At 67.6% G+C, this 18221-nt stretch carries 26 protein-coding genes, 1 tRNA gene and 1 other RNA gene; 16 read left to right on the top strand and 12 right to left on the bottom strand.

The genetic code is table 11. The features are described from left to right. Positions 1–50: 50 nt before the first annotated feature. The 6 genes from G6N42_RS10570 to G6N42_RS10545 all read left to right on the top strand — a co-directional run bounded on the left by G6N42_RS10570 (position 51) and on the right by G6N42_RS10545 (position 3521). Positions 51–626, top strand: coding sequence for an Rv2240c family protein (locus G6N42_RS10570; protein ID WP_174262055.1), 576 nt, complete (start codon positions 51–53; stop codon positions 624–626). 104 nt (positions 627–730) lie between these two features. Beyond that, entirely contained in the window at positions 731–1156 is a 426-nt protein-coding gene (locus G6N42_RS10565; protein ID WP_163729402.1) for a DUF3052 domain-containing protein, read from the top strand. Between the two features lie 4 nt (positions 1157–1160). Further along, entirely contained in the window at positions 1161–1625 is a 465-nt protein-coding gene (locus G6N42_RS10560) for a peroxiredoxin (RefSeq protein ID WP_163729399.1), read from the top strand. Positions 1626–1670: 45 nt separating this feature from the next. Beyond that, a tRNA-Val gene (locus G6N42_RS10555) sits at positions 1671–1742 on the top strand. Positions 1743–1786: 44 nt separating this feature from the next. Next, positions 1787–2440 (top strand): nitroreductase family protein, encoded by a 654-nt coding sequence (locus G6N42_RS10550; protein ID WP_232076117.1) that lies wholly within the window; start codon positions 1787–1789, stop codon positions 2438–2440. Positions 2441–2450: 10 nt separating this feature from the next. Next, positions 2451–3521, top strand: a complete 1071-nt coding sequence (locus G6N42_RS10545) for a DUF2855 family protein (RefSeq protein WP_163729396.1) — start codon at positions 2451–2453, stop codon at positions 3519–3521. On the opposite strand, the gene G6N42_RS10540 is transcribed toward G6N42_RS10545, so the two are convergent. Continuing rightward, the gene (locus G6N42_RS10540; protein ID WP_163729395.1) at positions 3514–3909 is read right to left on the bottom strand and encodes a VOC family protein; all 396 of its coding nucleotides are present in this window, start codon (positions 3907–3909) and stop codon (positions 3514–3516) included. The two genes, G6N42_RS10545 and G6N42_RS10540, sit on opposite strands and share 8 nt — an antisense overlap. Positions 3910–3996: 87 nt before the next feature. On the opposite strand from G6N42_RS10540, the gene G6N42_RS10535 reads away from it, so the two are divergent. Then, positions 3997–4962 (top strand): cobalamin biosynthesis protein, encoded by a 966-nt coding sequence (locus tag G6N42_RS10535; protein ID WP_163729393.1) that lies wholly within the window; start codon positions 3997–3999, stop codon positions 4960–4962. Here G6N42_RS10535 and G6N42_RS10530 read toward each other — a convergent pair. From G6N42_RS10530 to G6N42_RS10520, 3 genes are read right to left on the bottom strand one after another with little or no spacing between them, the layout of a single operon-like run. Beyond that, complete coding sequence (locus tag G6N42_RS10530) at positions 4916–5743, bottom strand: SURF1 family cytochrome oxidase biogenesis protein (protein WP_163729391.1); 828 nt, start codon at positions 5741–5743, stop codon at positions 4916–4918. The two genes, G6N42_RS10535 and G6N42_RS10530, sit on opposite strands and share 47 nt — an antisense overlap. Next, positions 5743–6249 (bottom strand): low molecular weight protein-tyrosine-phosphatase, encoded by a 507-nt coding sequence (locus G6N42_RS10525; RefSeq protein WP_163729389.1) that lies wholly within the window; start codon positions 6247–6249, stop codon positions 5743–5745. The genes G6N42_RS10530 and G6N42_RS10525 overlap by 1 nt, the downstream gene beginning before the upstream one ends. Beyond that, positions 6242–6895 (bottom strand): HAD hydrolase-like protein, encoded by a 654-nt coding sequence (locus G6N42_RS10520; protein ID WP_163729387.1) that lies wholly within the window; start codon positions 6893–6895, stop codon positions 6242–6244. The genes G6N42_RS10525 and G6N42_RS10520 overlap by 8 nt, the downstream gene beginning before the upstream one ends. A gap of 97 nt (positions 6896–6992) precedes the next feature. On the opposite strand from G6N42_RS10520, the gene cobC reads away from it, so the two are divergent. Genes cobC through G6N42_RS10500 form a run of 4 tightly spaced genes read left to right on the top strand, consistent with a single transcriptional unit; the run spans position 6993 to position 10936 of the window. Further along, the gene (gene cobC / locus G6N42_RS10515) at positions 6993–7955 is read left to right on the top strand and encodes an Rv2231c family histidinol phosphate aminotransferase CobC (protein WP_434059615.1); all 963 of its coding nucleotides are present in this window, start codon (positions 6993–6995) and stop codon (positions 7953–7955) included. A 26-nt stretch (positions 7956–7981) separates the two neighbouring features. After that, a complete protein-coding gene (locus G6N42_RS10510) occupies positions 7982–9124 on the top strand; it encodes a Nif3-like dinuclear metal center hexameric protein (protein ID WP_163737285.1) in 1143 nt (380 codons plus the stop codon). After that, positions 9114–9851, top strand: coding sequence for a zinc ribbon domain-containing protein (locus G6N42_RS10505; RefSeq protein WP_163729382.1), 738 nt, complete (start codon positions 9114–9116; stop codon positions 9849–9851). The genes G6N42_RS10510 and G6N42_RS10505 overlap by 11 nt, the downstream gene beginning before the upstream one ends. Next, positions 9848–10936 (top strand): bifunctional RNase H/acid phosphatase, encoded by a 1089-nt coding sequence (locus G6N42_RS10500; protein ID WP_163729381.1) that lies wholly within the window; start codon positions 9848–9850, stop codon positions 10934–10936. Before G6N42_RS10505 ends, G6N42_RS10500 begins: the two co-directional genes overlap by 4 nt. 156 nt (positions 10937–11092) lie before the next feature. Here the strand turns inward: G6N42_RS10500 and G6N42_RS10495 are convergent, their stop codons facing one another. Next, the gene (locus G6N42_RS10495) at positions 11093–11668 is read right to left on the bottom strand and encodes a helix-turn-helix domain-containing protein (RefSeq protein WP_163729379.1); all 576 of its coding nucleotides are present in this window, start codon (positions 11666–11668) and stop codon (positions 11093–11095) included. Between the two features lie 47 nt (positions 11669–11715). Here G6N42_RS10495 and G6N42_RS30935 point away from each other — a divergent pair, with 47 nt between their 5' ends. Together G6N42_RS30935 and G6N42_RS30930 are read left to right on the top strand one after the other, a co-directional pair. Continuing rightward, positions 11716–12672 carry an NAD(P)/FAD-dependent oxidoreductase gene (locus G6N42_RS30935; RefSeq protein WP_174262054.1) on the top strand — a complete coding sequence of 319 codons (957 nt, stop codon included), beginning with the start codon at positions 11716–11718 and terminating at the stop codon, positions 12670–12672. After that, positions 12659–13294 (top strand): class I SAM-dependent methyltransferase, encoded by a 636-nt coding sequence (locus tag G6N42_RS30930; RefSeq protein ID WP_174262053.1) that lies wholly within the window; start codon positions 12659–12661, stop codon positions 13292–13294. Before G6N42_RS30935 ends, G6N42_RS30930 begins: the two co-directional genes overlap by 14 nt. Here the strand turns inward: G6N42_RS30930 and G6N42_RS10485 are convergent. From G6N42_RS10485 to G6N42_RS10460, 6 genes are all read right to left on the bottom strand, one after another. After that, entirely contained in the window at positions 13291–13497 is a 207-nt protein-coding gene (locus G6N42_RS10485; RefSeq protein WP_163729377.1) for an Ada metal-binding domain-containing protein, read from the bottom strand. The two genes, G6N42_RS30930 and G6N42_RS10485, sit on opposite strands and share 4 nt — an antisense overlap. Before the next feature lie 82 nt (positions 13498–13579). After that, positions 13580–14227, bottom strand: a complete 648-nt coding sequence (locus G6N42_RS10480; protein ID WP_163729375.1) for a 2OG-Fe(II) oxygenase — start codon at positions 14225–14227, stop codon at positions 13580–13582. Then, a complete protein-coding gene (locus G6N42_RS10475) occupies positions 14227–14739 on the bottom strand; it encodes a methylated-DNA--[protein]-cysteine S-methyltransferase (RefSeq protein ID WP_163729373.1) in 513 nt (170 codons plus the stop codon). The genes G6N42_RS10480 and G6N42_RS10475 overlap by 1 nt, the downstream gene beginning before the upstream one ends. 106 nt (positions 14740–14845) lie before the next feature. Further along, positions 14846–15367, bottom strand: a complete 522-nt coding sequence (locus G6N42_RS10470; protein WP_163729371.1) for a methyltransferase family protein — start codon at positions 15365–15367, stop codon at positions 14846–14848. Continuing rightward, on the bottom strand, positions 15368–15805 hold the full coding sequence (locus tag G6N42_RS10465) for a VOC family protein (RefSeq protein ID WP_163729369.1): 438 nt from the start codon (positions 15803–15805) through the stop codon (positions 15368–15370). A gap of 10 nt (positions 15806–15815) precedes the next feature. Further along, positions 15816–16271: a helix-turn-helix transcriptional regulator gene (locus G6N42_RS10460; protein ID WP_163729367.1), complete on the bottom strand. Its 456-nt coding sequence runs from the start codon at positions 16269–16271 to the stop codon at positions 15816–15818. A 21-nt stretch (positions 16272–16292) separates the two neighbouring features. On the opposite strand from G6N42_RS10460, the gene rnpB reads away from it, so the two are divergent. Continuing rightward, an RNA gene (gene rnpB, locus G6N42_RS10455) (RNase P RNA component class A) lies at positions 16293–16691 on the top strand. 83 nt (positions 16692–16774) lie between these two features. On the opposite strand, the gene G6N42_RS10450 is transcribed toward rnpB, so the two are convergent. Then, positions 16775–17110: a hypothetical protein gene (locus G6N42_RS10450; protein ID WP_163729365.1), complete on the bottom strand. Its 336-nt coding sequence runs from the start codon at positions 17108–17110 to the stop codon at positions 16775–16777. 232 nt (positions 17111–17342) lie between these two features. Here G6N42_RS10450 and G6N42_RS10445 point away from each other — a divergent pair, with 232 nt between their 5' ends. Together G6N42_RS10445 and G6N42_RS10440 are read left to right on the top strand one after the other, a co-directional pair. After that, positions 17343–18014 carry a GntR family transcriptional regulator gene (locus G6N42_RS10445; RefSeq protein ID WP_163729363.1) on the top strand — a complete coding sequence of 224 codons (672 nt, stop codon included), beginning with the start codon at positions 17343–17345 and terminating at the stop codon, positions 18012–18014. After that, entirely contained in the window at positions 18011–18217 is a 207-nt protein-coding gene (locus G6N42_RS10440; RefSeq protein ID WP_163729361.1) for a sigma factor-like helix-turn-helix DNA-binding protein, read from the top strand. Before G6N42_RS10445 ends, G6N42_RS10440 begins: the two co-directional genes overlap by 4 nt. Positions 18218–18221 lie beyond the last annotated feature (4 nt).

Here is an 18221-nt window from a genome sequence, read left to right as displayed (position 1 = left end):
ACTGGAATGAACCCGCGGTCGCGAATGGGACCCGGTAACCTCTGCAGACCGTGGTGACCGGTTGGCTGTTTCCGAGACGCCTGCGGATCGCCGCTCTCGCGATCGGCAGTGCCGCTTCCGCGGCGATGATCATCGTGGGCTGCAGCAGTGTCACCCAGGGCGCCGCGTCGGTCGATACCGCGGATGCACCCGTGTACAGGGCGTCGGTGTCGGCGTCGATCGCGGAGTCCGCGGCCAGCTCGAGTGCCCGCGAGTCCGAGCGGCAGGCGTCGCTCACCCAGGAGGCGGTGCATACGTCGTGTGAGTCGCTGAGCACCAGCAGTGTGGACGCGATCACCGCAGTCAACGCCTACGTCGACGCCTTCAACCAGAGCGCCGCCGACGCCGAAGCCAAGGCGCGACCCGCGATCGACGCCCTCAATCACAGCGCCGACCTGGTCGCACGCAGCATGTCCGAGGAGCTGCCGCCGGACCTGAAGGACTCGATGAACACCTGGGTCGACGCCGCAAGGGGCGTGGCAGTGGCGATTGAGGGCAATTACGGGCCTGAAGAATTCAACGCCGCGATCACCAAACTCAACGATGCGAAGACCACCGCGCTGAACCGTTGCGATGCGGCATATTGATTCAGATCGGCACAACCTTGCCGCCGGTGAGTCGGTAGCGGACCCCGGCGTGCGACGATAGGGCTGGACGCACATCGCGCCAGCTGGCTGAAGGAGGACCGACGGTGGTCGCGGCGGAGGACGCCTCGAACTTCGCCCAAAGACTGGGCATCCAAAAAGATCAGGTTGTGCAGGAGTTGGGCTGGGACGAGGACGTCGACGACGACATCCGGGCCGACATCGAGGAAGCGTGCGGCGGTGAGCTGCTCGACGAAGACGCCGACGAAGTGATCGACGTGGTGCTGCTGTGGTGGCGCGACGACGACGGCGACCTCGTCGACCGTCTGATGGACGCCATCACGCCCCTGGCCGACGACGGGGTCATCTGGGTCGTCACCCCCAAGACGGGTAAGCCCGGACACGTGCAGCCGGCTGAGATCGCCGAGTCGGCGCCGACGGCCGGGCTGATGCAGACCTCGTCGGCGAACCTCGGCGGCTGGATCGCCAGCCGGCTGGTGCAGCCGAAGTCCAAGGCCGCGGGTCGGCGATGAGCCGGTGATCGAGGTCGGAACCGAGGCGCCGGACTTCACGCTCAAGGACCAGAACGGCCAGCCGGTCACGCTGAGCGACTTCCGCGGTGCCAAAGATGTGTTGCTGGTGTTCTTTCCGTTGGCGTTCACCGGGATCTGTCAGGGCGAGCTCGACGAGATCCGTGATCATCTGCCGAACTACGAGAACGACGACACTGCGACGTTGGCCGTCTCGGTCGGCCCGCCGCCCACCCACAAGGTCTGGGCGACCGAAAGCGGCTTCCTGTTTCCGGTCCTGTCGGACTTCTGGCCGCACGGCGCGGTGGCGCAGGCCTACGGCGTGTTCAACGACGACGCCGGCTTCGCCAATCGGGGGACCTTCGTCGTGGATCGCGGCGGCATCGTCCGGTTCGCGGAGATGAAGCAGCCGGGGGAGCCGCGCGATCAGGCGGTGTGGACGGACGCGCTGGCGGCGCTTCGGTCGGATTGACGGATTTCGTGTCTGACCTCGTCGGCGTGTAATTTGCCCTGACGAGGGCGCGTAGCTCAGTGGTAGAGCTCTGGTTTTACACACCAGCGGTCGGCGGTTCGATACCGTCCGCGCCCACCCTTGCCTCTTGACCCGGACGCCGGCCGTGCTGGGATCAAGACATGACGCAACAAGAACCCCTGACCATGTCGCTCGAAGAGGCGATGCGCACTCAGCGGGCCATCCGTCGGATCAAACCGGACCCGGTCGATGACGCACTGCTCCTGCACATCCTCGAGCTGGCCATGAAGGCGCCGACGGGCTCCAACGCGCAGAACTGGGAGTTCATCGTCGTCAAGGACCGTGCGGTGGTTGCGAAACTCGGCCGCCTGAACCGTACGGCCATCAGTTTCGGCGGCGAGATGTACAAGCGCATGCTCGGCAACCGGATGGACGAGAAGATGCTGCGCAACGAGAAGGCCGTGCGGTGGCAGGCTGACCACTTCGACGAGATCCCCGTGGTGATCGTGCCATGTCTCAAAGGTGTCGTCCCGCCCTGGCCGCCGGTCGCGGTGACAAGTGCCTACGGTTCCATCTATCCCGCCGTGCAGAACCTCCTGCTGGCGGCCCGTGCCGCAGGTCTGGGCGCGGCGCTGATCACCATTCCGCTGTGGAGCAAGTTCTTGGCCCGCCGCGTCCTCGGTCTGCCGTGGAACGTCACCCCGTGCGCGGTGATCCCGATGGGCTGGCCGATCGGCAAGTACGGCCCCACCACGCGTCGTCCTGTCGGAGAACTGGTTTCGCTCGACCGGTATGGGAATCGCGCCTTTATGTAAGGCTGGCCGCGTGGACCTGGAGCTGAATCGCGAGGACCTTCACGACACCCGCATCGTCAACGGCGACCCGCCGTCGCCGGCCGACGGCGAGGCGTTGCTTCGCATCGAGTCGTTCGGCCTGACCGCGAACAACATCACGTACGCCGTGTTCGGCGACGCAATGAACTACTGGGGCTTCTTCCCGGCGTCGGACCCGGAGTGGGGGAGGCTCAACGTCTGGGGTTACGCCCACGTCGAGGAGTCCCGCAATTCCGGCCTGCCGCAGGGCATGCGCGTCTACGGCTACCTGCCGTGCGCCAGCCACCTGGTGGTCATGCCCTCCCGCATCAACGAGAAGGGCTTCTTCGACGCGGCACCGCATCGGGCGGGTCTGCCGTCGGCCTATCAGGGTTACCGCGACATCGAGACCGATCCCGTCTACTCGGCCGACCGCGAGGCCGAACACATCCTCTTCTTCCCGCTGTTCTTCACGTCGTTCCTCATCGACGATTTCCTAGCCGACGAGGACTTCTTCGGCGCCGACACGATCGTCATCTCCAGCGCGTCTTCGAAGACGGCGCTGATTGCGGCTTACCTACTCGCCAAGCGTGACCGCATCAAGGTTGTGGGACTGACGTCGCGGGGCAACAGCGAGTTCGTCGAGGGACTGAACATCTACGACTCGGTGTGTCTGTACGACGCGGTGTCCGATCTTCCCGGCGAGCGCGCGGTCTACGTCGACATCTCCGGCGACGGTAAGGTGCGCGCCCAAGTGCACGCCCACTACGGGGATCGGCTGGCCCACAGCTCGACGGTCGGTGCCACCCACTGGACCGAGATAGCATCGGGGGCAGGCGAACTCGCCGGCCCAAGCCCGGTGTTCTTCTTCGCGCCGGACAGGATCGCCAAGCGCGGCAACGACTGGGGGACCGCCGAGCTCGACCGCAAGGTCGCCGAGTCGTGGGCGCCGTTCGCGCAGTGGGCCGCCGGCTGGCTCCGGATCGAGCGGATTTCGACCGAGGACGAGATCCAGCGGGCCTACCTCGAACTGCTCGACGGGAAGGTCGACCCGGCGACGGGGATCATCGTCACGCTCAGGTAGGCGGCGCGAAGAACTCCAACGCGATGCCGTCGGGATCCCGGAAGCTGAGCCCTGACCCGTAGCTCTCGTCGACGATGCCGCTGTGCTCGACACCCAGGGCGTCGAGCCGCTGCACCCACTGTTCCAGCGCGGCGCGGTCCGCACATCCGAAGCCGACGTGGTCCAGCCCGGCGCGGAATTCGGTGAATCGTTCGTCGGGCGCTTGCTGATCGTGCTGATGGATGCCGAACAAGGTGCCGTTGTCGAACGCCCACACCAGATGGTGGAAACCCGCATCGGTGTGCTCGTCAAGGACGGGTTCGGCCTCGAGCAAGGCCCGGTACCACGGTCCGCTGACATTGAGGTCACGCACCGTCAGCGCGACATGGTTAAGGGCCGGGAACGTCATCGTGGACTCCTCGCAGTTGTGTCTGCTGTGATCATGGACCCCCGGCCAGCCGATTGTGCGCGAACCACCCTGTGAGACGCTGCCGGAGTGTTTGCGCCACATGGCCGCGGCCGCGCCGCAGGGATGGCGGTGGGGTGGCTGGCCGACCTGCTGTTCGGTGACCCCCGCCGGGGTCATCCGGTGGCGTTGTTCGGCCGCGGCGCATCGGCTTTCGAGCGGCTGAGCTACGCCGACACCCGCGCCGCCGGTGCCGTCCACACCGCCGCTCTGCTCGGGGCCCTCGGCGCGGCCGGCGTACTGATCGAGCGGGCGGCAGGGCGCGTGGGAGCGCCAGCGGCCATGGCCGCGGCGACTTTCGTGGCGCTGGGCGGGACGTCACTCACGCGGGCCGGCAATCAAATGGCGGCCCACCTGACCGCAGGCGACGTCGACGCCGCCCGCGCGCTGCTGCCGTCGCTGTGCGGACGCGATCCGTCGGTCCTCGACGCCGACGGCCTCGCCCGCGCGGCACTGGAATCGGTCGCGGAGAACACCTCCGACGCGCAGGTGGCCCCGATCCTGTGGGGCGCGGTCGGCGGGGTTCCCGCCATTCTGGTCTACCGCGGCGCCAACACGCTGGACGCGATGATCGGTCACCGCACATCGCGCTACAGCCGATTCGGTTGGGCCGCAGCCCGTTTCGACGATGCCGCCAACTTCGCCGCCGCCCGCGCCACCGCGGTCATGGTCATGGTGTGCGCACCGGTGGTCAGCGGGTCACCGCGCGGAGCGTGGCAGGCGTGGCGCCGCGACGCGGCACGTCATCCCAGCCCCAACGCCGGTGTCGTCGAAGCCGCCTTCGCCGGCGCGCTGGGCGTGCGGCTGGGCGGGCCGACCCAGTACGCCCACCAGCTCGAGATCCGGCCGACACTCGGCGAGGGTCCGCCACCGGGGATCGCCGACCTCAGCCGCGCCGTTCGCTTGTCGCGTGCGGTTCAGATCGCGACCGCACTCCTCGCAGTGCTTCTCAGCGGCGTCGGCCGTAGCGGTCGGCGAGCTTCGCCTCCGTCGTGACCGGTTTCTCCGGCGTGGCGTCCGCGGCCTCCTTGGCCGCCTTGTCCCGCCGACGCTGCAGGATCTCGGCGCGCACGAAGTAGCCGAGGCCGATCGGCGCGATGATCCCGAACGCAATCCATTGGATGCCGTACGACAGGAACGGCCCGGCGTCGAGGTTGGGCAATCCCAGCACGCCCAGCCCGCCGGGCTGGTCCTCGACCAGCTGCAGGTACGACCCCGCCAGCGGCACGCCGGTGAGCGTGGAGATCTGCCCCACGTTGATCGAATACACCTGCAGTGCACCGTCCTCGCGGAACGGCTCCTTGTCTCGCACCAGCCCTTCGGAGTCCCGCAACCGGGCGGTGACGGACACCGTTCCCGTCGGCGGTGCGGGAATCGGCGGGACCTTCGACCCGCCCTCCGGGCGCACGTAACCGCGGTTGACGAGCACCGTCGGGCCGCCGTCGACCGCGAAGGGGACCAGCACCTCGAACGCGGGTTCGCCCTCGACCGACCGTAGCCGCGCGAGTACCTGGGCGTCGGGCAGATACTCACCGGTCGCCGTGACCCGGCGCCACTGGTCGTCGGGCGCCGACGAATCCTGTTGCGGCAAAAGCGTTGTCACCGGTACCGGGTCGGCGGTCACCGAGTGCGAGATCTGGTTGTTCTCCCGCGACGTCTTGGTGTTCTTGCCGAGCTGCCACGGCGCCAGCACGGTGAAACACAGGTACGCGAACGCCACCACCACAACCGCCAGAGCCAGCCAGGACGGCTTGAACAAGAAGGCCCAGCGCTTCATCAGCTCGCGATTCCACGCGCGGACAGCTGCTCGTCGACCCACTCATGCAGGCCGGGCAGAGACGCGTCGATCACGGAGAAGACGTCCTCGAAGTCGTCGTGACCGCCGTAGTAGGGATCCTCGACGTCCAGCGCATGCGCCCCCGACCTCGGGTCGAACGAGCGCAGCATCCGGACTCTGTCTGCGTCGACGCCCATATCCGTCAGTATCCGCAGATGGTTGCGGCCCAGCGCGATGACGAGGTCGGCGGACAGATGGTCGTCGTCGATCTGCGCAGCGCGGTGCGCGGAGGGGTAACCGTGCGCGCGAAGCACGTGACTGGCCCGCCGGTCCGCGGGCTCGCCCGCGTGCCAGCCGCCGGTACCCGCACTCGTCACCCGCACCGCGCCCGCAAGACCACGCTCGCTGAGCTGGTGGGCGAACATCTTCTCCGCCATCGGCGAGCGACAGATGTTGCCCGAGCAGATGAAGGTGACGTGTAGCGGCGCGTCGGCTGATTCAGACACCGAGCACCGTCCGCAGCTCGTCGACGGTCGCGACCCGTGCGTAGGGAACGACGGGGTCGGGGTCCTCGAAGTCCGAGCGACCGTATCCCCAGGCGACCACCACGGTGTCGATGCCGTGCTCGGCAGCGCCCTCGACGTCGTGAGACCGGTCGCCGACCATCAGCAAACGGTCCGGCAGCGGCTCGAGCTGGGCCAACGCACGCTTGACGACCTCGGACTTGGTGGCGCGCAAGCCGTCGACGCTGGCGCCCGCGATGACCTCGAAATGCCCGTCGAGCCCGAAGTGGGCGAGGATCCGGACCGCCGTCGGCTCGGCCTTGGACGTCGCCACCGCCAACCGCACCCCTGCGGCCCGCAGGTCGGCGAGCAGTGCGGGGATCCCGTCGAACGGGCGGTTGATCGCCCAACCGCGGTCCAGATAGTCCTCCCGGTACGCGGCGATCGCCGCGTCGGCCTGCTCACCGAGGCCCATGTCGCGCAGCGTGTGATGCATCGGCGGGCCGACGATCAGCCCGGCCAGGTCGCCTTCGAGGGCGACGGCGCCCACGGCGTCGAGCGCATGGCGGAAGCTCGCCACGATGCCCTGAGCCGAGTCGGTCAGGGTGCCGTCGAGGTCGAAGATCACCAATTGCGGGGACGCCGTCACAAACTCATTGTCCCCGACGGCCCACTAGTGTCGTGATGTGGCAAGCCAATCCCGCCCGGGAGCGCGTTATCACGGCGACCGGGCCGCAGGTCCGGGCATGCTGGACTTCGCCGTCAACGTTCGCGCCGACGCGCCGCCGTCGTGGCTGGCCGATCGACTCACGGCGCGGATGGCCGACCTGGGCAGGTACCCCAGCGCCGCCGACGAGCAGCGCGCCCGCGCTGCCGTCGCCGCCAGACACGGCCGCGATACGGCCGAGGTCGCCCTGCTGGCCGGGGGCGCCGAAGGGTTCGCGCTGTTGCCCGCACTTCAGCCACAGTCCGCGGCGCTGATCGTGCCGTCGTTCACCGAGCCCGAGGCCGTCCTCGCCGCGGCCGGTGTGCCATTCCAGCACGTCGTGCTCGCGCCGCCCTACGAGCTGGCCGATGCGGCCGTGCCCGAGGACGCGGACCTCGTCATCGTCGGAAATCCGACCAACCCGACGTCGGTGCTGCACTCGCGCGAGCAGATCACCGCGCTGCGCAGGCCGGGCCGCATCGTGGTCGTCGACGAGGCGTTCGCGGACTCGGTGCCCGGTGAGGCGGAGTCATTGGCGGCCGTACCGCTCCCGGGTGTGGTGGTGCTGCGCAGCCTCACCAAGACGTGGGCGCTGGCCGGCCTGCGGGTGGGTTATGCGCTGGGAGCCGCCGACCTGCTCGATCGGATGACCGCGCGACGCCCGCACTGGCCGCTGGGCACGCTGCAGCTCGAAGCGATCGCCGCGTGCAGCACACCGCACGCGGTGGCCGAGGCCGAACGCGGCGCCCAACGCCTGCGCCGCCTGCGCGCGGAGATGGTCGACGGGCTGACTAGCATCGGCGTAGATGTCGTCGACGGATCTGCTCCCTTTGTCCTCTTTGCCGTCGAGGACGCCGAACTGATGCGAAAACACCTCGACGGCAAGGGCATTGCGGTGCGCCGGTGCGACACCTTCGTCGGACTGGACGGCCAGTTCCTGCGTGCGGCGGTGCGGCCCGAGTGGCCGGTGCTGGTCGAGGCGATGGCCGAGGTGATCCGGTGAGTGCCCGGAGCCGCTCGGCCTGCGACATCAGACCACGGCTGTCCGACATCATCGACGTTCTCGAGACGGCCTACCCGCCGAACCTGGCCCAGGACTGGGATTCGGTGGGTTTGGTCTGCGGTGACCCGTCGGAGACCGTCGAGACGGTCACGGTCGCGGTGGACGCCACCGCCGCCGTCGTCGCCGAGGTGCCCGACCGGGGACTGCTGCTCGCGCATCATCCGCTGCTGTTGCGCGGGGTCGACACCGTCGCCGCCGACACGGCCAAAGGTGCGCTGCTGCACCAGATGATCCGCACCGGCCGGGCTCTGTTCACCGCGCACACCAACGCCGACGCGGCATCGCCAGGAGTATCGGACGCGCTGGCCGCCGCACTGGGCCTGACCGTCGAAGAAGTCTTGGCGCCCATCCCGTCCGGCACGGGTCTGGACAAGTGGGTGGTCTTCGTACCCACCGAAAACCCCGAAAACGCCGACGCGGTAAGGGAAGCGATGTTCGCCGCGGGCGCCGGACACATCGGCGACTACTCGCACTGCAGCTGGACCGCGACGGGTATCGGCCAATTCCTGCCGCACGACGGTGCAACACCGACGATCGGCGCTGTCGGGACCGTTGAGCGGGTGCCCGAGGAGCGGGTGGAGATGATCGCATCGTCGCGGATGCGTGGCCGCGTGCTGGCGGCGATGCGCACGGCGCACCCCTACGAGGAGCCCGCGTTCGACGTCTTCGAGCTGGCGCCGCTGCCGGGCGACGTCGGGTTGGGCCGGGTGGGCTCGCTGGCGCGCCCGGAGCCGTTGTCGGCCTTCGTGTCACGGGTGCACGACGCGCTGCCGGGCACATCGTGGGGGATTCGCGCCTCCGGCGATCCCGAGGCGACGGTGTCGCGGGTGGCGGTCTGCGGCGGTGCAGGCGATTCCCTGCTCGACACCGTCGCGGGCGCGGAAGTACAGGCCTTTGTGACCGCAGACCTTCGGCACCACCCCGCCGACGAGCACCGGCGGGCGTCTGACGTGGCGCTCGTCGACGTCGCGCACTGGGCGAGCGAATACCCCTGGTGCACACAGGCCGCAGACCTGTTGCGAGACCATTTCGGCGAAGCGTTACCCGTGCGGGTGTCAGCGGTTCGTACTGACCCTTGGAACGTGGAGAGAACGAGGCATGAAAGCTGAAGTAATTCAACAACGTTCGCTGCTCGAGCTGGCCGAGCTGGATGCCGAACGAGGCCGAATCGAACATCGTGCGGGCCACCTCGCCGAGTCGCAACGGCTCGAAACCATTCAGGCGACGCACCGCGAGGCCAACGACCGGCTGGCCGTACTGCAGATCGCGCTCGACGACCTCAACGAGCAGGTGAGCAAGTTCGAGGCCGAGATCGACTCGGTCCGCCAGCGTGAGGATCGCGACCGCAAGCTGCTGGACTCGGGGGCCACAGATGCCAAGCAGCTCACCGAGTTACAGCACGAACTGGAGACACTCGAGCGCAGGCAGGCGTCGCTGGAGGACTCGCTGCTGGAGATCATGGAGCGCCGCGAGGAGCTGCAGGGCGAGCAGGCTGCCGAGCTGACGAAGATCGACGAGCTGCAGAAGGACCTCGGAGAGGCGCAGCGGGCGTGCGACGAGGCGCGCAGCGAACTCGACCGCCTACGCGACCAATCACTTTTGCGGCGCGACGAACTCGTCGCCAGCCTCGACCCCGACCTGGTGGCGCTGTACGAGCGTCAGCGCACCCGCGGCGGCGCGGGAGCTGGGCTGCTTCAGGGCGGCCGGTGCGGTGCATGCCGCATCGAGATCGACCGCGGCGAACTGGCCAGGATCTCCGCCGCCGCCGAGGACGAAGTGCTGCGGTGCCCCGAGTGTGGAGCGATTCTGTTGCGGGTCAAGGGGACCGGCGCGTGAAGGTTGTCGTCGAAGCCGACGGGGGATCGCGCGGCAACCCCGGCCCGGCCGGATACGGCGCGGTCGTGTGGACCGCGGATCACAACACCGTGCTCGCCGAGCGCAAACAGGCGATCGGCCGTGCCACCAACAACGCCGCCGAGTACAGCGGGTTGATCGCCGGCTTGGAGGAGGCCGCGAACCTGGGCGCCGACGAGGTCGACGTGAACTTGGACTCCAAGCTCGTCGTGGAGCAGATGTCGGGGCGCTGGAAGGTCAAGCATCCGGACTTGGCGCCGCTATATCAGCAGGCCACCGAGCTGTCGACGCGATTCGACCGCGTCACCTACACGTGGGTTCCGCGGGCGAAGAACAGCTATGCCGACCGCCTGGCGAACGAGGCGATGGATGCGGCAGCCGAGCTGGAAACGTCCACGGCGGAACCGAAACCGGAACAGCACCCCAACCCAGCCGGCTGGACCGGTGCGCGCGGTGCGCCCACCCGGTTCCTGCTGCTGCGACACGGGCAGACCGAACTGTCGGTGGAGCGCCGGTATTCGGGCCGCGGCAACCCAGCGCTGACGGACCTCGGCCGTCGCCAGGCCGACGCGGCCGCGCAGTTCCTGGGCAACCGGGGCGGCATCTCGGCCGTGATCACCTCGCCGCTGCAGCGTGCGCACGACACCGCCGATGCAGCGGCCAAAGCGCTGGGCCTCGACGTCACCGTCGACGCCGACCTGATCGAGACGGACTTCGGCGGCTGGGAGGGGCTCACGTTCGGCGAAGCGGCCGAACGTGATCCGGCGTTGCACAAGCGCTGGCTGCGCGACACCAGTGTGGCGCCGCCCGACGGGGAGAGCTTCGACGCCGCGGCTGAGCGCGTCGGCAGGGCGCGGGCGCGCATCATCTCCGAGCATCCGGGTGAGACGGTGCTGGTGGTGTCGCACGTGACGCCCATCAAGACGCTGCTGCGGATGGCCCTGGATGCGGGCCCGAGCGTCCTCTATCGCATGCACCTGGACCTGGCGTCGCTGTCGATCGCCGAGTTCTACCCCGACGGTGCGGCCTCGGTACGGCTGGTCAACCAAACGGCCTACCTGGGGTAGGGGACGGCCGGTTGGACGTGCTGGCCGACCCGAACACCCATCAGGCGATCGCATGGCTGCCGGGCCAAGGCACTGACGCCACCACCTCGACAACCCGCTCAAGCACCTCGCCGAGCTGGCACACGATCGGCTGTAGATCGGCGGTCGCGTCAGATCTCAGCCGTGCAGGTGCAGCCGTTCACCGTGCACACCAAAGATGATGATCGCCTCCGCCGGACCGCCGTCCACTCCGAACCAGTGGGGTGTCCAGGTCGAGAACTCAACGGCTTCACCGGGTTTGACGATGAAGTCGCGCTCTCCGAGAATCAGCCGAATCTGGCCTGACAGCACGTACATCCACTCCTGGCCTTCATGGACAGGTAGCTCGGGAGGTGGCCTCCGGCGTCGGGCACTGACCCGGATCTTGTACGCGTGGAGTCCGCCTGCCGCGGCCTGACGGGTCAGCGGCCAGTAGGTGATGCCGTGGCTGGTGTGCGAGTTCGCCCGGACCCGTGGATCTTCGGCCTCGGGGGCGCGGAGTAGTTCGTCGGTGCTCACCGAGAGTGCGGCGGCGAGGCGGGGGAGATGGTCGAGGGCCAGCCGTCGCTTACCGGATTCGAGACGACTCAGTGTCGACACGTCGATGCTCGATCGGGTGGCGACCTCTTCGAGGGTGAGGCCGCGCTGCATCCGCAGATCCCGCAGACGCTTGCGCACCCGCAGATCGACACTTTCTTCGTCATTTGCCTGCATGGCAAGAAAGCTTGGCACTTTTGCCCTAGCGCCTGCAAGGTGGGGTCATGGACAACATCTGGGACTGCATCATCGTCGGAGGCGGTGCGGCCGGCCTGAGTGCCGGCTTGGTGCTCGGACGGGCACGGCGCCGCACTCTGCTGGTCGATGCCGGAGCGCAGAGCAATCTGCCTGCTCACGGCATCGGCGGCCTGCTCGGACACGACGGACGGAGTCCGGCCGAGTTATACGAGACCGGGCGACGTGAGCTATCGGTGTATCCGGGTGTCGAGGTGCGCACCGGCGAGGTGGTCGCGGGTGAACCGTCGGACGGCGACTTCGTGCTCCAACTGGCCGACGGCACCCGCGAGCGCGCGCGACGCGTACTGCTGGCCACCGGTATGGAGTACCGCCCGCCGGAGTTGCCCGGCCTCGCGCAGCTGTGGGGCGGATCGGCGTTCCACTGCCCGTTCTGCCACGGCTGGGAGATGCGGGACCAACCTCTGGGCGTCCTGGCCCGAGGTCCGCGTGCGGTCCATTCGGCGCTGCTGCTGCGCGGTTGGAGCGACGACATCGTCGTGCTGACCGACGGGCCCGACGGCCTGGAGGACGACGACCGCATCCGGCTGGCCGACGCGAACATCACCATCGACGACCGACGCGTGGCCGAACTGGACTCCGAGAACGGCGAATTGAGCGCCGTCGTATTCACCGACGGAACTCGACTGGCGCGCCGGGGTTTACTCGTCGCCACCACGCTGCACCAGCGCTCGACGCTGGCCGATGAGCTGGGCGTCGAGTCCGCCGATCCGACACCGGTCGCGCAGAACCCGATCGCCGTGGACGGCTTCTACCGGACGACGGCACCCGGGGTGTTCGCCGCAGGCGATCTGAGCGTGCCGATGCCACAGGTGGCGGCCGCGATCGCGAGCGGCTCGCACGCAGCTGCGGCGATAGTGCAGAGTTTGATGGCCGACGAATACGGTCTGGCCGTTCCTGAAGGGAGACGACGTGTCAACGCCTGACGCCAAGGAGCATTGGGAGCAGCATTACGGCGAACGCGACCGAGTGTGGAGCGGACGGGTCAACCTGCGCCTCGCCGAGGTGGTGACCGGGCTGGAGGTCGGTCGAGCACTCGACCTCGGCTGCGGCGAGGGAGCGGACTCGGTGTGGCTGGCAGAGCGTGGCTGGGATGTGGTCGCCGTGGATATCTCGGATACCGCGCTGCAGCGAGCTCGTTCAGCAGCCGAGACGCGCGGCGTGCTCGACCGGATCGACTTTCAGCAACACGACCTGTCACAGACATTTCCGGACGGCGAGTTCGACCTGGTGAGTGCCCACTTCCTGCACTCCACCCTGCCGCTGGATCGCACCCGCATCTTCCTGCCGGCAGCCGAAGCCCTGAAACCGGGCGGCACGCTGCTGATCGTGGACCACAGCGCACCTCCGCCGGGTGACTCGAAGCTCGATCACCATCGCCACATGTTCCTGAGTCCCGAGGAGGTCGTCGCCTCGCTGAATCTCTCAGATGCGGAGTGGGAGCCCGCGCAGACGAAAGTGGTCGAGCGAGAGGTGAACTGGCCCGACAGGGAGCCCTTTATCTGGCATGACAACGTGATCGTGCTGCGCCGTCGGCCAGCGGGCTAGACGCCCGATTTCCACTCGTGGTAGCGGGCGGGCAGGCACCGCGCGCACGGCCGGTAACCCGCCGCGACGGCGGCCGCTTCGTCGGCGAAGAACACGCGATGCCGTACGTAGCCGCCCTTGTCGATGGCGCGTCGCGCCGACGGGCAGTCGAGGCGACCGTAGATGCGGGACGCACGATGGCCGCCGAGTGCGCCCGGCCGCACTGATCAGCGTGTAACGCGGCATCTCTCACGCCGCGTCGTGGAACACCAGGCCGAGCGCGAACCGCTGGCCCGATCGGACCGTCTAGACGCCGTGCCGGACCGGCGCCGCCGACCACCCGCGCGCCGAGCGGACCGGTCGCTCCCGGGTGGTGAACACGAACCCGTGACCGCGCGGCAGCAGTGTGGAGGTGCCGCGCGACTGGGCCCGGGGGCGCTGCTCGACGAGCAGGAATTCGCCGCCGGTGTGGTCGACGCCCGGCTCGCTCAGGTTGATCACCACCTGCAGTGGAAAGATCAACTCGCCGTACAGGTCTCGATGCAGCGCGTTCCAGTCTCCAGCGCCGTACTTGAGCAGTATCGTCGTCGACTTCGTCTGGCCGGCCGCGTGGCACATGTCGAGCCAGTCGTCGAGGGTGTCCGGCCACGGGGATGGGCGGCCGAGCTTGGCCCACCAGTCTTGCGCGATCGGCAACAGCCGGGGGTACAGCGCTTGCTTGAGTGCTTCGATCGGGGCGGGATAGGGCCGGTCGAAGTATCGGTACTCACCCTCGCCGAACCGGTATCTGTGCATGTCGATGGTCGAGCGGAACATGTGGTCGTCGGAGTAGTGCCGCTTGATCGCCTCGGCCTCGGCATCGGTGAGCAGCCGGGGTAGCAGTGCCCCGCCGAAGTCGTTGAGCTCAGCGGTGATTGCGTCCCAATCACCCGAGTCGACCCGCTTCCGATGCATCAGAACAGTCTCGCCGCCTTGACGTCGGCGGCCTCCTCGAGTTCGAGCAGAAACTGCTTGCGCTTCAGCCCGCCCGCGTAGCCCGTGAGTTGACCGTTGCTTCCGACCACCCGGTGGCAGGGGATGACGATGCACAGCGGATTACGGCCGACGGCCTGGCCCACTTCCTGCGCTGTTGTGCGATCGGCCAGCGCTGCGGCCAGTTCTCCATGGGTGACGGTGCCGCCGAAGGGGATGTCGGACACCAAGTCCCAGACCCGCTGCTGACGCTGGTCGCCCTGTGGGCGGACGGGCAGGTCGAAAGCGGCGCGGTCGCCGGAGAGGTAGGCCGTCAGTTGGACCTCCGCCTCGGTAAGCAGGACATCGGAGTGCGCGTGGACCCGCGCTCCGAAGGCGGATGAGTCGGGGCGACGCCCGTGATGCCGGAAGTAGACGCCGGTGAGGGCGTCGCCGTCGGCGACCACGGTGAGCTTGCCCAACTGGCTGTCGATGACGCAGTGTCGGGTGTTCATGTCTTGTAGACGCCGGTGGTCGGCGAGACGTGAGATCGATGCATGCCAATCCGGCGGGATATCAGGAATGGCCTAGTGTGCGCTGAGATCGACGATTCGCCCGCTTTCAGGCGATTTTGCGATCTGGCTGCACACTAGGCGGCCGCCACGGCGTGAGGCGTGGAGTCCATGCGGGCACATTGCGCCGGTATTCCTCGTACTGCTCGCCGTAGGTGCGCACCAGCGTCGGTTCCTCGTACCAGTGCACGAATGACGCCGTCGCGATCCACCCGATCACCGCGTAGACCACCAACCACAGGCTGTCGAAGAGCAGCGCCTGGCCCAGGATCGCGGTCAACAGGCCGACGTACATCGGGTTCCGGACGAAGCGGTTGAACCCTCCGACGACAAGCCGTTCGGTCGGCGCGACGGGCATCGGCGTCCCGCCTGCCTTGGTGAACTGGACGAAAGCGTGAATGGGCGGAATCAGGCCCGCGACGACGAAGACCGCCCCCAGGACCAGACGTAACGGCGGGCTGGACTCGGGGATCTCCCATCGGGTGATCAGCCACGGGCCCAGCCCGACGAACGTGCCGGGCGCGACGACGAAGAATGCCGCCGAACCCAGTGCTGCGGTAGTGGTTCGCACCTAGACAGTATTGGCGGGCGGCGGTGCCAATTGGGTCAATCGGACGCTGTTGCCGGACGGATCACGAAATCCGGAGTCGATGCCGTACGGCATCTGATGTGGTGGTTCGGTGAATTCGACGCCGCGAGCGGTCATCTCGTCGTAGTCGGCCTGGATGTCTTCGGTAGTCAGGAACACGGTGCCGGCGAAGCCCTTGGCGGTGAGTTCCTGCACCTGCTTGCGCGTGACCTCATCCATCACAGGTTCGCCGGGGACCGCCATCAACACGATCGACACGTCGTCCTGGCCCGGCGGACCGACGGTCAACCACCGAAACGTGTTGTCCATATCAGGCAGCGAAACATCTTGGCGCACTTCCATTCCGACGTTCTCGGTCCAAAATTTCAGTGCGACGTCCTGGTCGTGTACCCACAGGTGGGCGCTTGCAACTTTGATCATGCGAACGACGCTACGTTCGGTCGCCGTCGCCCGTCTTCTCCCCGTGTGCTGTCTTACGCACGCGGCTGTCGGCGGGCGGCCGGGTGTCGCGCGCGAGGATGCAACTGGGCACTCGCGCGTAGATTGCTGCCGGCGGCATGCTGGCCCGATACGCGGCGGGGGGCATGCCGTACACCCGCGAGAAGCTGGTGGTGAACGACCCGACGCTTTGCAGTCCCACCATCACGCAGATGTCGGCCACGGAGCGGTCGGTGTGGCGCAGCAATGACGCCGCGCGCTCCAAACGCCTGGTCTGCAGATATGCCCGGGGAGATTCCCCGAACGTCCGGGTGAACATCCGGCTGAAATGGGCCCTCGACAGTCCCGCCGCGGCGGCGAGGTCGTCGACGGTGATGGGATCCGAATAGCGTGCGTCGACCAGATCCTTGGCCCGCAGGAGATAACGGGCCGGGGGAACCTGGGACATGAGCTAAGTTTATTGCGCGGATGAGTTGGCCGGGCGGCCGCGGATCGTCGCAAGATGATTCGAGGAAAGTCCGGACTTCGCAGAGCAGGGTGATTGCTAACAGCAATCCGAGGTGACTCGCGGGACAGTGCCACAGAAAACAGACCGCCGCCCTGGAGGCGGTAAGGGTGAAACGGTGCGGTAAGAGCGCACCAGCATTCCGGGTGACCGGAGTGGCTAGGCAAACCCCACCCGAAGCAAGGCCAAGAAGGCCGCACCTGGTGCGGCCGCGCAGGCGTCCGAGGGCTGCTCGCCCGAGCCTGCGGGTAGGCCGCTTGAGGCACCCGGCAACGGTGTGTCCAGATGGATGGTCGCCGCCTCACCGCCGTGATCACTCGCGGTGGTGCGGAACAGAATCCGGCTTACAGGCCAACTCATCCGCCCTATGTCTTGCATATTCAGCCACTCGGGGTCGCCGCCGTCCGCAGCGGATCCGAGCACCGAGTCAATCGAGCGAAAGAGACCTACGGGCCGGGCTGCCATCCCATGTCGGAGGCACACACCAGACCCAGACCGTCAGGAGATTGAGCAACGCCGTCACTCTCATCGACGCATGGAGAGCCGACCTCACGAACACCGACCAGAGGCATGGATTGAACCCACTGGCCCGCGCCGTCGAACGCGACACAGGCGAGCGGCTCGCCGCTAGGGCCGCGTCCATAGATGTATCGGCTAGCGCTGTCACAAGGTGCGCCGAGCACTGCGTCGTCGTTGATGCCGGGCACATCGTCGGCGGCGGCGATTGGAGCGGCGCCCAGGAAAATGGCTAGCACGGCGGTGTTGATAAGGATTCCACGCATATTGCTCCACCCCTGAAACTGACTTGAAGCTCGACCCCCAAGGCGAAAGCGTAATTGCATCGCATCGAAGGACGTCGACTTTTCGCAGGTATTTTCGGGGACCAACCCATGACCGCGCACGCCCTACGGTGCGGAACAGAATCCGGCTTACAGGCCAACTCATCCTCTTTCCATGGGACCTCACAGCCAGCATCTGTATACAAGAACTCAAGATCGTAGACAGGACACCGCGATGGCATCCGAAAGTTCCGCAGCACGCATCGCCGCACAGCTCAGGGCCGAGATCCTGCACGGGGACGTCGCGCCCGGCGCCAAGCTCGCCCAGGTCGGCCTCGCCGAACGGTTCGGCGTCAGCCGGATCCCGGTGCGCGACGCGTTGGCGCTGCTCGCCAGCGAAGGCCTGGTGCAGCCGCTGTCCAACGCCACCGCGATCGTCACCCGCATGTCGATCGAGGAACTTCAGGAGCTGTACGACCTGCGGCTGTCGATCGAGCCGAAGACCACCGCCATCGCCGTCCCACACGTCGGCCGCGCCGACATCATCTACATGCGAAGGCAGCTGGCGATCATGTCAGAGCCAACCGATGCGCGCACCTGGCTCGCGGCCAACACCGAATTCCACGCCGCGGTCTACCGCCGGTCCAACCGCCCGCGCACGATCGAACTGATCGAGCACTTGCGGCGCTTGACCGATCGCTACGTGTACCTGCACCTCGAGGTGATCGGTCAGACCGGGCACATCGGGAGCGAGCATGCGGAGATACTGGCCGCCGTCGAACGCGGGGATGCCGCCACCACGGCGCGTCTCATCGGCGACCACCTCGCGAAGGCGCACGACCACATACTCGACTACATCGTCGACCATCCCTCGGTGCTCGACCCGCACGCGGTGCTTTCGCCGTGACCGACGGCAAGGTGATTCGACAGGCCATGGCGCTGCTGTCGATTCCGCACCGCGAGCTCATCTACCGGGCGTACTACCTCGGGCGCTCCACCGCGCAGATCGCCTCCGAGTACTGCACCACCGAACCCGCCGTGCGTACCGAGCTGCACGACGCGATGCTCGAGCTGCGCCGCATTCTGCACGGAGTCCACGCAACCGTCTGAGTCA

This window comes from Mycobacterium gallinarum (assembly GCF_010726765.1).
Taxonomy (GTDB): Bacteria; Actinomycetota; Actinomycetes; order Mycobacteriales; family Mycobacteriaceae; genus Mycobacterium; species Mycobacterium gallinarum.
The sequence above is the reverse complement of the archived record's forward strand: the minus strand, read 5'-3'. Positions and strand labels throughout refer to the sequence as shown.